General features: G+C 61.4%; 12 protein-coding genes. 5 read left to right on the top strand and 7 right to left on the bottom strand.

Translation table 11 applies throughout. The features are described 5' to 3' along the window. Positions 1-38: 38 nt before the first annotated feature. Positions 39-968 (bottom strand): LysR family transcriptional regulator, encoded by a 930-nt coding sequence (locus P0D84_RS22320; RefSeq protein WP_408340443.1) that lies wholly within the window; start codon positions 966-968, stop codon positions 39-41. Positions 969-970: 2 nt separating this feature from the next. Between P0D84_RS22320 and P0D84_RS22315 the strand changes: the two genes are divergently transcribed. Continuing rightward, positions 971-1,144, top strand: coding sequence for a hypothetical protein (locus P0D84_RS22315; protein WP_408346350.1), 174 nt, complete (start codon positions 971-973; stop codon positions 1,142-1,144). Positions 1,145-1,376: 232 nt separating this feature from the next. Next, a complete protein-coding gene (gene leuD, locus P0D84_RS22310; protein ID WP_408340441.1) occupies positions 1,377-1,946 on the top strand; it encodes a 3-isopropylmalate dehydratase small subunit in 570 nt (189 codons plus the stop codon). On the opposite strand, the gene P0D84_RS22305 is transcribed toward leuD, so the two are convergent. Continuing rightward, complete coding sequence (locus P0D84_RS22305; protein WP_408340439.1) at positions 1,943-2,455, bottom strand: CPBP family intramembrane glutamic endopeptidase; 513 nt, start codon at positions 2,453-2,455, stop codon at positions 1,943-1,945. The two genes, leuD and P0D84_RS22305, sit on opposite strands and share 4 nt — an antisense overlap. A 346-nt stretch (positions 2,456-2,801) precedes the next feature. Here P0D84_RS22305 and P0D84_RS22300 point away from each other — a divergent pair, with 346 nt between their 5' ends. Next, positions 2,802-3,494 carry an NnrU family protein gene (locus P0D84_RS22300; RefSeq protein WP_408340437.1) on the top strand — a complete coding sequence of 231 codons (693 nt, stop codon included), beginning with the start codon at positions 2,802-2,804 and terminating at the stop codon, positions 3,492-3,494. 147 nt (positions 3,495-3,641) lie between these two features. On the opposite strand, the gene P0D84_RS22295 is transcribed toward P0D84_RS22300, so the two are convergent. After that, positions 3,642-4,436, bottom strand: a complete 795-nt coding sequence (locus P0D84_RS22295) for a DUF899 domain-containing protein (protein WP_408340435.1) — start codon at positions 4,434-4,436, stop codon at positions 3,642-3,644. 346 nt (positions 4,437-4,782) lie between these two features. Between P0D84_RS22295 and P0D84_RS22290 the strand changes: the two genes are divergently transcribed. Beyond that, the gene (locus tag P0D84_RS22290) at positions 4,783-6,483 is read left to right on the top strand and encodes a methyl-accepting chemotaxis protein (protein WP_408340433.1); all 1,701 of its coding nucleotides are present in this window, start codon (positions 4,783-4,785) and stop codon (positions 6,481-6,483) included. Between the two features lie 2 nt (positions 6,484-6,485). On the opposite strand, the gene P0D84_RS22285 is transcribed toward P0D84_RS22290, so the two are convergent. From P0D84_RS22285 to P0D84_RS22270, 4 genes are all read right to left on the bottom strand, one after another. After that, the gene (locus tag P0D84_RS22285; RefSeq protein ID WP_408340431.1) at positions 6,486-7,550 is read right to left on the bottom strand and encodes a Gfo/Idh/MocA family protein; all 1,065 of its coding nucleotides are present in this window, start codon (positions 7,548-7,550) and stop codon (positions 6,486-6,488) included. Between the two features lie 65 nt (positions 7,551-7,615). Beyond that, positions 7,616-8,461 (bottom strand): sugar phosphate isomerase/epimerase family protein, encoded by an 846-nt coding sequence (locus P0D84_RS22280; RefSeq protein ID WP_408340429.1) that lies wholly within the window; start codon positions 8,459-8,461, stop codon positions 7,616-7,618. An 85-nt stretch (positions 8,462-8,546) separates the two neighbouring features. Next, positions 8,547-10,328 carry an FAD-dependent oxidoreductase gene (locus tag P0D84_RS22275; RefSeq protein ID WP_408340427.1) on the bottom strand — a complete coding sequence of 594 codons (1,782 nt, stop codon included), beginning with the start codon at positions 10,326-10,328 and terminating at the stop codon, positions 8,547-8,549. A 1-nt stretch (position 10,329) separates the two neighbouring features. Next, positions 10,330-11,187 carry an IclR family transcriptional regulator gene (locus tag P0D84_RS22270; RefSeq protein WP_408340424.1) on the bottom strand — a complete coding sequence of 286 codons (858 nt, stop codon included), beginning with the start codon at positions 11,185-11,187 and terminating at the stop codon, positions 10,330-10,332. Between the two features lie 193 nt (positions 11,188-11,380). Here P0D84_RS22270 and P0D84_RS22265 point away from each other — a divergent pair, with 193 nt between their 5' ends. Next, positions 11,381-12,814, top strand: a complete 1,434-nt coding sequence (locus P0D84_RS22265; RefSeq protein WP_408340422.1) for an MFS transporter — start codon at positions 11,381-11,383, stop codon at positions 12,812-12,814. The last annotated feature ends 1 nt before the right edge of the window (position 12,815 follow it).

The raw sequence follows: 12,815 nt of genomic DNA, 5'->3' as shown, positions 1-12,815 counted from the left end.
ATAAAAAGGATCGGCGGCCAACGCCATCGCTCATTAGGCTACGCAGGTTTCGAATTCTGCGAAACCGGCGCTGCGAGGAGCTCGATCACGGACAGCGCGGAGGATGACATGGATTCAGGCGGCAAGTGGCACAGCAAGAATTGGCGCGTGGCCCACGCGCCTTCGATTGGCAGCACGCGGAAGCGCTTGCCGCTCGCCAGCACCCGCGCGACATCGAGCGGCATTACGCCGATCCCTACGCCCGCGGCGACCATGGCGGTCATGCTGTCGAAGCTGCCCACACGGATGCGCATATGCAGGACGCGAGCGCTATGGTTCGCGAGACGGCCGAGCGCGATTGATATTGCTGAACCTTCGGTCAGGCCAATCACGTCGTAAGCGAACAGGTCATGGAGCGTGACCCGCTTGAGTTCGGCGAGCGGATGATCGGCGGTCGTCAGCACGACGAGCCGGTCCTCGCGATACTTCCGGGTCGGAAAATCGAGGTGACCCAGCGAGGACTCGTAGATGCCGATATCGACGACATTACGTGAAAGCGCCTGCATGACGCCGTGGCTGTTCAATTCTTGCAGATCGATCCGGATGCCAGGATGCGTTGCATGGCATCGCTGCACATCTTCCGCGAGGAACTGAAGAACAGCGGACGTACAAGCCGCAATTTTCACGACGCCACGATCGCCTTGGCGGAAGGCAGATGCGTCGTCGTGCATGCGCGCCGCCGAATGAATCATGCTGCGTGCGTGGGCAAGCAAGGTGCGACCTGCGTCGGTGAGCGTCATGCCGTGAGGGCGGCGTTCGAACAGCACTACACCAAACTGCGATTCCAGTTCGCTGATGCGCCTTGAAGCCGCCGCCGGCGCAAGCGCAAGACGGTCCGCCGCCTTGGTTACGGCACCTAGTTCGGCTGTCGCTTCGAATAGACGGAGCGTCGTAAGATCAAAACGAAGGTTTTCAGCGTGGCGAGTCATCGTTGTTGGAAATCGGTGGTCAGGAAGGGCAGATCGACCCGTCATTTGTCATCACGCATACGGTGTTCCTGGAAGAAGGGCCCGGCATGTACAAAACGTTTCGTGACAAGGAAGACGGTTGTATCAAGGCCGTCCCCCAAGCCATGAACTTGCTATCAACTTCAACGCAAGTCTGACCGTCCCGGAGGCGGCACTTTCACGCAAATGATAGCCCGAAGTTTGTCGCCCCTACTTCCTGCGCGGCACCGCGGCATTGTCAACCAACAGCATCTGAGTGGATGTGCGTTTCGGCACTGAATTCACCGATCTTCGATGCACCGCATGGCTGGCACTGAGCGGACCAATGGGCAACAGTGAGAGGCGCGCCCGAGCGCGAAAGGCCTTTAATAGCCAGGTTATATTTCGTGTGTGAAAAAGACAATTGGCCGAAGTCGCACCGGCTTCGGTCCGAACCTGTTCGACGAATGGCGTTATCTCGACCACGGCGAGCCAGGGCAGGATTGCAGCGCGCGGCCGCTGAACCCCGATTTCGAACTGAATCAACCGCAATATCAGGGCGCATCGATCCTGCTGACGCGCAAGAACTTCGGCTGCGGTTCGTCACGCGAGCAGGCGCCGTGGGCGCTGGATCAATATGGCTTTCGCGTGCTGATCGCGCCGAGCTTCGCCGATATCTTCTTTCAGAACAGCTTCAAGAACGGTCTGTTGCCGATCACGCTCGACGAACAGCAGGTTGATGCAATGTTCGACGCGCTTTATGCAACGCCCGCATTCCGCCTGCGAATCGATGTCGAAGCGCAGACCATCAGCACCGTCGATGGCGCGATCCAGTTGGGTTTCGAACTCGATCCCTTTCGCAAGTACTGTCTGTTGAACGGGCTCGACGATATCGCGCTGACGCTGCGCAAGGCCGATGAAATCCGCGCGTTCGAGGCCGATCATCTCGAGCAGTTTCCGTGGCTGGCGCAGATGCGTTAAAGCCAGTAAAAAAGAAGCGCGATAGAAATGGCATTCCGCAACGAATGAATCAATGCAACCATCCCGAAGGCTCGGCCCCGGCGCGTTTGTTCGACTACGAATACGTAACCCAGCACAAGGCCAACAGGAAACGTAGTGAGCACGTATTTCCAGCTATAGAAATGCATTGATGCAAACAGCGCTGCGGACAACACGACCGCTGCCCAGGGGCCTACGCCCATTTTCTTCCGCAGGAACGTGATACATCCCCACTGATGGAATGCGGCTTCCGCCAGAGGTCCGATCAGACAGCCCACAATCAACGCAACGACAATGCCATGTGAGCCCAGACCCGGGCCGCCCATCTGCTGGTGCGGAAAAAACAGATCAGCAGCATAGTCAAACGGCAGCGGTAACAGCTCGCTGGCTAACAGCGCCAAAGGAATCATTAGCCATGGCGGTGTATTAAGTCCGAGTCCGAATAACGTGCCATCTAAAGAAGCCGGCATCCCCGCGTTTGGTGATTGCATGTTCTCTCTCATCTATTCTAGTTATGGCGTAGCCGACCCCGCCCGCGATGCCAAGCGAGCAACTCTGGTCTTGTGACGACGCGCTTCGCATTGCCGTGCGCTTGTGTCATTCGTTCGTCGCGCGTTTTGCTGCACGCGAAGTAGTAATCTTCAGTACTGGACATCGAACAATCGCAGATTCCCGTCCCGCCATAGCGGCGTGAGTTGCCATGACGAAATGTCCAATTGAATGCCCCTTCAATACCGAAGCGCGCGCCATGCCGGCTGCATCGAGCCGGGCCTGCCACGAAGCTTGGTAATAAGGGCAACCCGGTCAGCCGACAATATAACTTGAGGAGCCCGACCTATGGGAAGCACCAACGCGGTTCTGGCGGCGGCAGTCGTCTTCGTGGGCAGTCACTTTGTCTTGTCCCATCCGCTGCGCAGGCCTTTGGTCCGCGCACTCGGCGAAGTGGGGTTCCTGGGCGTCTATTCGCTGGTCGCGATCCTGACGTTCGGCTGGCTGATCTGGGCCTACCTGAAGGCGCCCCTGACGACACCGCTATGGCCCGTAGGAGACGCGCTCTGGGCGCTTGTGACCGTCGTCATGCTGATCGCGTCGATCCTCCTGATGGGCTCTCTGATCCGCAATCCGGCGCTTCCCACCGGCGGCCGGCCTGGCTCGTTGCCGGAAGCGGCGCTCGGCGTGTTCGCCGTGACGCGTCACCCGATGATGTGGTCGTTCGCTCTTTGGGGACTATGTCACGCCGCAGTGTTTCCGGCGGCCAGGAGCATCATCCTTGCAACGGCAATCGTCGTCCTCGCACTCGTCGGCGCTGCACTACAGGACCGGAAGAAGGAGCAGCTCCAGCCCGATCTCTGGCCCGCGTGGGAATCGAAGACGAGCTACGTGCCGTTCGCGGCGATCGCCGCTGGCCGTGCGCGGCTGGGCGGGTTCGGCTTGCACGCGCTGTTGGGCGGCCTCGTCGTCTGGCTCGTCGCGACTTGGGCTCATAGGCCGCTCACCGGTTGGGCCGCGGGCATCTGGCGCTGGCTGTAGCCCCATTCCAGGCGGTCACGCCTGCGCAACCGCTCTTCATCGCGGACCTTCGGGTCATGGCCGGTCACGGCCCATTGCGCCATAGCCGATCGTGGCCCCCTCAGACCCGCCGTCGCCGTCCGCCGACTCCGTTGGAACCGGCCTGACTCACGGCTTTGCGTTCCCTTCCTGGTCCCGGAACGCCGCCTCTCCGGCGTCCGACACCTCAACCCACTTCTTGTCGGGTTCGGCGTCTGGCACGTAGCTGTCGTGCCAGTTCCACCACTTGTAGGTCGGCGTCTGAGGATAGCCCGCGGGCGAGTCCTCCCAAACTTCCTGCCGCCCCAGCGGCGTGATGTCGAGGTAGTTCCAGGTACCGCCCATCTGCTCGTCGCCGCGGTTGTTGATGAAGTACGTGCGGAACACGCGGTCGCCATCGCGGTAGAACACGTTCGTGCCATGCCACTCCGCCACGCCGAAGTCGGCGTCGAAGCTATCCGTGACGGTGAACCACGGTATCTCCCAGCCCATCTGCGCCTTCAACCGCGCGATGTCCGCCTGAGGCGCTCGCGAGACGAACACGAGCGTGGTGCCACGGGCATTCAGGTGCGCGAGGTGCGCGACCTGGTCAGCCACCATGGAGCAGCCCCGGCAGGCATGCTCGGGCCAGCCGAACACGCCCGGCTCGAAGAAGGCGCGGTAGACGATCAACTGCCGCCGACCTTCGAACAAGTCGAGCAGGCTGGCCTTGCCCGCCGGCCCCTCGAATGCATACGCCTTGTCCACGGCCATCCACGGCATGCGCCGGCGCTCTGCGGCCAGCGCGTCACGGGCACGGGTATGGGCTTTTTCCTTCACTAGCATCTGCTCGCGGGCCGCCTCCCACGCCTCGGCCGACACGACCGATGGTGTTTGCATGGCGAGCTGTCCGTCGTTCTGTCCGTTCCTGGTTGAGGTCGTCATGATTTTTTGCTATCTCCGGTTTGGGTGAATTGCCGCGCCTCATGGCTGAAGCGCGGCCCCATTCGATGCTCAACGCCTGTCGTTGGCCGTGAGACAGTTTTGCACCGGAGAATCGAACGCTGGGAGTAACAAGTGTGACGGCATTCCGATGCAGTTTCGGGTCATCGCTGAAATGCCTGTGCCCGGTGCGTAGCCGGTAATCGCTGTGATCGAAGAACAGTTCGCACAGCGCGCATATTATTTGTCTGAAGTTTTCCGGATAACTGCCGTTATACAGTTTTCTCGTAGTCACTCGCAATATTCTCGAAGTCACTTGCAATAGCCAAATTGAAAGATTCGTGATCCTATGAAACTGTCTTTTGTTCAAAAACTCTGGCTGCCACTGGTCCTGAGCCTACTGTGTCTGGCTGGAATATCGATCTATAACGCTTACCAGACCCGAGAAATGCGGCTGGACGAGCGCAAGGCGGACCTGAAACACGCGTCTGAGATCGCCCAGAGTGTGGTCAAGACCTTTGGCGATCAGGCAGCCGCTGGCGCCATGCCCGTGGCAGAAGCCCAAAAGCGGGCATTGGACAGCATCCGGAACATCCGGTATGGCGAAGGCGGCTATTTTGGGATCTTGAATTCGCAGTTGACCATCGTGATGCAACCGATGCAACCGAGTATGAATGGCAAGAACGTCAGCGACTACAAGGATCCGAACGGTGTCTACATGTTCAGGGAGATGGTCGCTGTCATCAAGCGTGATGGCCAGGGCTTTACTGAGTATGAGTTTCCGAAGCCAGGAGCCACGGAGGCTTCCCCGAAAATTTCCTACAACGCGACCTACCAGCCGTGGGACTGGATTCTCACCACGGGGATCTATATCGACGACCTCGATGCGGCGTTCCGCACGACGCTGTATCAGAGCCTCGGCATTCTGGTGATCCTGGCCGGTGCCCTGTCAGCTGTCGTGGTGCTGCTCAACCGCGGCATCCTCCGCTCACTGGGCGGCGAGCCGTCCTATGCCGCCGGGATCGCCAACCAGATTGCCAACAACGATCTGACTGCCGTGGTGAAGACGGCACCGCATGACCGCTCGAGCCTGCTGTTCTCGATGAAGCGCATGCAGGAGCAGCTCACGCACACGATCGGCACGATCAAGGTGTCGGCCGACTCCATTGCCACTGCCACGCACCAGATTGCCGCGGGTAACCAGGACCTGTCGCAGCGCACCGAAGAGCAGGCCGCCTCGCTCGAGGAAACGGCGTCCAGCATGGAGCAGCTGACCTCGACCGTTACCCAGAATGCCGACAATGCCAGTCAGGCCAACCAGCTCGCTGCGCAGGCTGCCGCGGTGGCGGAACAGGGTGGCACCGTGGTGTCACGCGTGGTGGAAACCATGGACGGCATCAACGCCAGTTCGGACAGGATCGCCAACATTGTCGGCATCATCGAGGGCATCGCCTTCCAGACCAATATCCTGGCGCTAAACGCGGCCGTCGAAGCGGCGCGTGCGGGTGAGCAGGGACGGGGTTTTGCGGTGGTCGCCTCGGAAGTACGTTCGCTGGCGCAGCGCTCCTCGGCGGCATCCAAGGAAATCAAGGAGCTGATCCACGAATCCGTGGAGCGCGTGCAGGCAGGCGCCGGCCATGTGCGGGAAGCGGGCGCGAAGATGCGCGAGATCACTCATGAGATCAGACGCGTGGCGGACATCATTGGTGAAATCACCGCCGCCTCACAGGAACAGAGCAAGGGCATCGGCCAGGTCAACCAGGCCGTCACGCAGATGGACGAAGTCACGCAACAGAACGCGGCGCTGGTCGAACAGGCGGCGGCCGCCGCCAGCTCGCTCGAGTCGCAGGCGAGCGATCTGAAAGCGTCCGTATCGATGTTCAGGCTAGACGTGGCTCATGAGGCCGGGGCCACGCGTCCCGTCGCGCCGGCACGCACGGTGGCTCCGGTGCGCGCGAGAGCGCCGGTCACGCCTGCAGCGAAGCGGTCCGCACCGCAACCCGTTCGGGTGGCGCAAACCGCCAACGCTGACGAATGGGACAGCTTTTAGCTTCAGACGGCAGCGCTCGGGCGCCGTATGTTCACAATGGCGCCGGTGCGGCTTGCTTCCGCGATGGCCTCGACGATGCGCAGATTCTGGATACCGTCATAAACCGTGACGAGCGGTTGAGCGGTCCCGGCGATCACGTCGCAGAAATGCGCCAGTTGCTTTTCAAGCGGGTCGGCGCGAACCATCTCGGCCACGCCGGTCTCGAACGGCTTGAACCACGAGCGGTCTTCCTTACGCGCATAGGTCTTGAGTCGCATTGTCGGCACCGACAGCGATCCCATGTCGCCGACGATGAGGTAACAGTCCTCGTCGTCGTAGCTTGGGTAATCCGTGTTCTCCTGCGACGTCTGCTCCCAACTGCGCGCGGAGCCCGCGGTATCGGAAAGCAGGAACGTGCCGAGCGCACCGTTTTCAAAACGCAAACCGATGGCGACGGTGTCCTCCACCACAAACCCACGTCTCGCGTTCGACGACTGCGCCTGCACGGCAACGATCTCGCCGCACAGCGAACGCAGATTGCCTATCTCGTGAATCATATTGATCAGCACGGGGCCTCCACCCGCCTCGCGCCGCCATGGCGCGACGTCGAAATAGTCGTCCGGCTTGTAGAAGATGGCGCTACCCATGACGCCGACCAGCGTGCCGAGACGCCCTTGTCGAATGATCTCGCGCGCTTTTGCGAGGATCGGACTGTGGGCGCGGTGATGTCCTACGAGCAACGGCACCTTGGCGCGATCGGCCGCAGCTTGCAGACGCTCGCCTTCCTCCACGGTGTGGGCGACCGGCTTTTCGATCAGCGCCGGTAAGCCCGCAGCGACGCACTCAAGCGCCTGCTCGACGTGAAGATGGTTCGGCGTGGCGAGAATGATGCCGCCCGGCCGTGCTTTTTCGAAGAGTTCGCCAAGCGAGCGATAGAGTGGAACGCCGGCCTTGGCGGCAATTTCGGCGGCAGCCGGTCCCGCGTCGACGATGGCAGCCAACTGACAACGGTCACTCTCCTGGATCAGTTCGATATGACGCCGCCCGATGGCGCCCGCGCCGGCAACGACGAGTTGAATCTGTCTCATGATCGTTCTGCTTTTCCGTAACGGATGTTCAAAGACTTTTCGTCGCTCCAGGAGCCACGGAAGAATCAGGCGGAACCGTATGTCGCATCGAGCACGGCGAGCGTTGCTTCACGAAGCTTCAGCGCACGCTCGGTGGCTTTTGCCGTCTTCGCCCAGTTTTCCATCGGCACTTCGATGCTGATCGGAATATCGTCAGGCAGCGCGCGCAAAATACCCGCGAGGTCGAGGCCACCTTGCCCTGGCATCAGCCGCTCGGCTCGGGCCTGATAGAGCAGCGTTTCCAGATCCTTGGGACGCTCGGCGGGTGCGTCGCAGAATTGCAGATAGCCAAAGTATTCGCGCGGCAATGCGCGTAGTTCGTCGGTCGAAGAGCCCGCGCGATCGAAGTGAATCGGATCGACGAGGAGCCCGGCATTCGCTCTTCCCGCAGCCTTCACGATTCGTGCGCCCTGCGTGATGTTCTTCGCATCGGTCCACGGCATCGGTTCGATCGACGGCGTGAGTCCCAAGGGCGCGGCGAGGTCGCAGAGCTTGGCGAGGTTATCGGCGGTGCGCGTTTCGTCGGGATCGTTGCCAGCGACGAGCACGTAGCGTGCGCCGAGTTCGGCCGACGTTTCGAGCATCGCCTTGTAGTCGGCTACGTTCGTGTCGGGCTTCAGCCGCAGGATTTCGCCATCGAGCACGCCAATGCCGGTGTCCTTCAGGACAGCTAGTGTCTCGCGTTTCAGCGGCGTGTCGCCGATGAAGTCATAACGCACTTCCGTGTCGGTGGCGGGAATAAGCCGCAAGCCAACGAAATCGTAGCCGGCGTCTGCGGCGCACTGGACCATTTGCGGCGGCGTCAATTCGATCACCGTCAATGCAGCAAGCGATAGCGGACGGAGATTGAGCTGGGACTTTTGCTGTGACATGTGCATCTCCGTTTATAGGACGGGCGAGCGCCGCCGCGCCAATACGACGTGGCACCAACCCGTAGGAGGCGGCGTGGCGTAGCCGTCAATGTGCGGGCGTTGGAACGCCCCTGGTCGTCTGCGGCGTCATATCGCCCGCGCTCTGCTGGTCGCTCTCTTCGTAGTCCATCGCACCCGCGGCATGGCGGCCGGCGATGTACCCGAACGTCATGGCGGGGCCGAGATTAATGCCCCCCGACGGATAGAAACCGCCCATCATGCTGGCCATATCCGTACCCACCGCGTACAGGCCGGCAATCGGTTTGCCATCCTGATCAAGCACCTGCGCGGAACCGTTCGTCCCCAGCCCGGCGAAAGTGCCGAAGCTGCCAGGAAAGACCTTCACCGCGTAGAACGGACCGTGCTCGATCGGCGCAACGCAGGGGTTAGGACCTTTGTGCAATGGATCGCCGCCTTTGCGGTTGTACGGTGTAGAACCACGTCCGAACTGCGGATCTTCGCCACGGCGTGCGTGTTCGTTGAAGACCTTGACGGTCTCGGCAAGCGCGTCGGGCGCGATGCCGCAGCGCGTGGCGAGTTCTTCCATCGTCGCGCCGCGCTGCAGATAACCGTTTCGGACAAAAGAGCCGACCGGAACAGGGAAAGGCCGTGCATAGCCGAGACCATATCGGCGCAGGAAACGATGATCGCAGACGAGCCATGACGCGACTTCCTGCCCTTGCGGTGCGGCTGCGACCATCGCGGAGGTGTAGTCGTAGTATCCACCGGCTTCGTTCACGAATCGTTTGCCATTGGCAAGCACGCCGATCACGCCAGGCTTTGCCCGGTCGATGATGTGAGGGAAGTGGCCAATGCTTCCGTCCGGATGCTTGACCTTCGAGACCGGCGCCCACGCCGCAGGCGATGCGACGTCCGTCACGAGAATGCCGCCCGCCGATTCGCCAAGGCTGATCCCGTCGCCCGAGCAGCTCTCAGGCGGTAATGCAAGATGCTCGCGGCCGGTCGGCGTGCGCGGAAATAGATCCTTGCGTCGCTTCAGATCGTTGGGGAAGCCACCCGCAGCCAGCACGACGCCCTTTGTCGCACGAATCCCGATTTCGCCGCTTGCTGTCGCGACTATCGCACCGCGCACGACACCGTTTTCGAGAATCAAACGCTTCGCTGGTGCGGATTCCATCAGTGTGACGCCCAGCGCCTCAGCCGACTTGGCGAGCCGTCCCACCAGCGCCACGCCATTGACGAGTTGCATCGCCCGACCGTATCGCGCCAGATCCAACAGATGCCGCGTGAAGCGCTTCGTCACGTGCACGAACGACTTGAGCGAACGCGTCATGCTGAGGAACGCCATCAGGTCCGCACCGGCCATGATCGGCATGCCCATGAACGAGGTCTCGCGCATCGTCTTGCGCAGCCGCTTGATGAGTGGCCCAATTTCGCGTCCATCGTAAGGCGCGGCGATGACCTGATGACCCTGGGTGGCCGCCCCTTCGACGTTGCCGTGAATGTCTGGAATCTGATTACCGTCGACGAACTTGAGCGCGGTGTGCTCGTCGAAGAACGCCACCATGTGCGGGCAGTTGTCGAGAAACGCTTCGACGCGTTCCGGTTCGTAGCGATCGCCCAACTCGTTCTTGAGGTACGTGCGCGGCTGCTGCGGATCTTCGTGGATGCCGGCACGCTTCGCGAGCGGATTGCCCGGCACCCACATCCAGCCGCCCGACCACGCGGTTGCGCCGCCGAATACGGCGTCTTTATCGACCACCACCACCTTGAGACCGTGCCACGCCGCGGTGACAGCCGCAGCCAGACCCGAGGCGCCCGAACCGACGACGAGCAGGTCGCAATTCATCTGCGTCGAGTGGCTCATTTCACAGTGGCTGCGAAACGAGCCCTTGCCGGGCGCTGAATGCTGCCATGGCCGGATTCATCAGCGATGGCGACCCCGGAATGAGTTGAGTGATTTCCGCTACGGCTTCCAGGAGGAGCGGCGCGTATTCGTGCAGGCGCGCTTCAGTCAGGCGAGACACGGGGCCCGCCACACTCACCACACCGATCGCTTTCTCGCTGACCGGGTGCACGAGCGGCGCGGCCATCGCGGACATCCAGTCCGTAAAGGTCTGGACCGCGACTGCGTACCCGCGCTGGCGGGCCAGCTCAACGCGTTCCAGCACGTCCGCGCACGTCTGCGGAGCTGCGGGGCCGAACTCATCGGGCGAGCCCAAGCCTTGCCCTTCAACAAGGGCGAGTGCTTCTTCATCGCTCATGCAGGCGAGCCATGCATAGCCAGTCGCCGAGCACGATAGTTTGGCGTCCATGCCCATGTCCGGATCGTAGCGAAGCCCGGAGCGAGCGCCTTGAGCGCGGGCCACCCACGTTAGTTGCCCGTTGTCCGCGACCGCGAGTCGCACGAGTTCGCCGGTGTCCATCGCCAGCCGGTTAATCACCGGCTGGACGGCATCAACGAATCCGCTCGCCGACAGATGGCGAAAAGCAAGTACCTGAAGCCTCGATGTCAGGACGTACGTCCCACGTTCCTCTTCCTGACGGACGTAGCCATGACCGGACAGTGACGTCAGCAAACGGTGGGTCGCACTGCGAGGAATCCGTAACTCGTCAGAGATGTCGCTCAGCGCCAGGCCATCCGCGCTTCCGGCCAGCAATTCCATGATTGCCAAACCACGATCCAGGACGCCCGTAAAGCTGAGTTCCTGTGATGTGTTTGCCATATGTGCCTCCTTTGCATTACCGACGGCGGGGTAAACACCGACTGGAATTTTGTTCCATTATCTATGGAACACTATTCCACACCTCGCGGACTTGTGTCAATATCGGTCCCAGCATTGATCGACCACGCGATCCCAAGCGGCACTCAATAAGTCGAAGGACGCCTTTCCCAAGCGAATCAATTCTGGAGACGACATGGAACCCAAATCGCAAGGAATGCCTGGCGGCACGGACGAGGCGCAACATCACCGCGAGCAGACAAAAAAGGCAACGGCAAGCGGCTGGATCGGCTCGGCTTTGGAGTACTACGATTTCTTCATCTATGCGCAGGCCGCGGCGCTGATTTTCCCGCAGCTGTTCTTTCCATCGGGTAATCCGAAAGTGGCGATCGTCGCGTCGCTGGCAACCTATGGCGTCGGCTACGTGGCACGGCCGATCGGCGCGTTCTTCCTGGGACACTGGGGCGACACACACGGCCGTAAAACCGTGCTGCTCGTATGCATGTTCATGATGGGCGTCTCGACGATGGCCGTCGGCCTGCTGCCGACCTACCACCAGGTCGGCATGCTCGCACCCGCGCTGCTGGTCGTGCTGCGCCTGGTTCAGGGCTTCGCGGTGGCAGGCGAAATCTCCGGCGCGAGTTCGATGATTCTCGAGCATGCGCCATTCGGCCGGCGCGGCTATTACGCGAGCTTCGCGCTGCAGGGCGTGCAGGCTGGCCAGATTCTCGCGGCGGCCGTGTTCCTGCCACTCGCGTACTTCATGCCGGAGGATGCGTTTAATTCATGGGGTTGGCGCATTCCGTTCCTGCTCTCCGCAGGCGTGCTGGTCGCGGGCTACTTCATCCGGCGTGAAGTCGAGGAGACGCCGGCTTTTGCCAACGAAGCCGATGCAGCCTCAGTACCGAAGGCGCCGATCAGGGAAGCTTTCAAATACAGCTGGAAGGACATGATCCGCGTCGTGTGCATGGCGCTGATGAACGTGATCCCTGTCGTCGCGACGATCTTTGGCGCGGCGTACGCGGTACAAGCTTCTTACGGGATTGGCTTTCACAAGAGCGTGTATCTGTGGATCCCGGTGGCCGGTAACATCATCGCGGTGCTGGTGATCCCGTTCGTCGGCAACCTGTCGGACCGCATCGGCCGCAAGCTGCCGGTCGCAGTGGGCGCGGTCGGCTCGGGGCTGCTGTCGTTTGGCTATCTCTACGCGATCAGCATCCACAGTGTGCCGCTCGCTTTCGTCATGTCGCTGCTGATGTGGGGAATCGTCTACCAAGGCTATAACGCGGTGTTTCCAAGTTTCTATCCGGAACTCTTCCCGACGCGCTCCCGCGTTTCAGCGATGGCGATTGCGCAAAACGTTGGCACGCTAATCACCGCACTGCTACCCGCACTGTTTGCGACGGTTGCGCCGCCTGGATCGAACAATATCCCTGTCACGGTCGGCTCGATCACGTTGGGGGTCACGATCATCGCGGCGCTGGCGGCCTGGAGCGCGCGCGAAACGTATCGCATCCCGATAAGCCAACTCGGCGAGCCCGACGCGGTCCCGATCGACAAAGCGGAATACGACCGCCTGCGTGGAGAGACGGTCGCCGACGCGAAGCCGTCGCGAGCGGCTGCGTTATAGC

Origin of the sequence: Paraburkholderia sp. RL17-337-BIB-A, from assembly GCF_046025895.1 — a bacterium.
Taxonomy (GTDB): Bacteria; Pseudomonadota; Gammaproteobacteria; order Burkholderiales; family Burkholderiaceae; genus Paraburkholderia; species Paraburkholderia fungorum_C.
The sequence above is the reverse complement of the archived record's forward strand: the minus strand, read 5'-3'. Positions and strand labels throughout refer to the sequence as shown.

Excerpts from the sequence above, each read along its gene's own strand:
- P0D84_RS22295 (WP_408340435.1), bottom strand. The coding sequence starts at position 4,436 with ATGACGACCTCAACCAGGAACGGACAGAACGACGGACAGCTCGCCATG.
- P0D84_RS22270 (WP_408340424.1), bottom strand. The coding sequence starts at position 11,187 with ATGGCAAACACATCACAGGAACTCAGCTTTACGGGCGTCCTGGATCGT.
- P0D84_RS22320 (WP_408340443.1), bottom strand. The coding sequence starts at position 968 with ATGACTCGCCACGCTGAAAACCTTCGTTTTGATCTTACGACGCTCCGT.
- P0D84_RS22280 (WP_408340429.1), bottom strand. The coding sequence starts at position 8,461 with ATGTCACAGCAAAAGTCCCAGCTCAATCTCCGTCCGCTATCGCTTGCT.
- P0D84_RS22300 (WP_408340437.1), top strand. The coding sequence starts at position 2,802 with ATGGGAAGCACCAACGCGGTTCTGGCGGCGGCAGTCGTCTTCGTGGGC.
- P0D84_RS22290 (WP_408340433.1), top strand. The coding sequence starts at position 4,783 with ATGAAACTGTCTTTTGTTCAAAAACTCTGGCTGCCACTGGTCCTGAGC.
- P0D84_RS22275 (WP_408340427.1), bottom strand. The coding sequence starts at position 10,328 with ATGAGCCACTCGACGCAGATGAATTGCGACCTGCTCGTCGTCGGTTCG.
- P0D84_RS22285 (WP_408340431.1), bottom strand. The coding sequence starts at position 7,550 with ATGAGACAGATTCAACTCGTCGTTGCCGGCGCGGGCGCCATCGGGCGG.
- P0D84_RS22265 (WP_408340422.1), top strand. The coding sequence starts at position 11,381 with ATGGAACCCAAATCGCAAGGAATGCCTGGCGGCACGGACGAGGCGCAA.
- P0D84_RS22305 (WP_408340439.1), bottom strand. The coding sequence starts at position 2,455 with ATGCAATCACCAAACGCGGGGATGCCGGCTTCTTTAGATGGCACGTTA.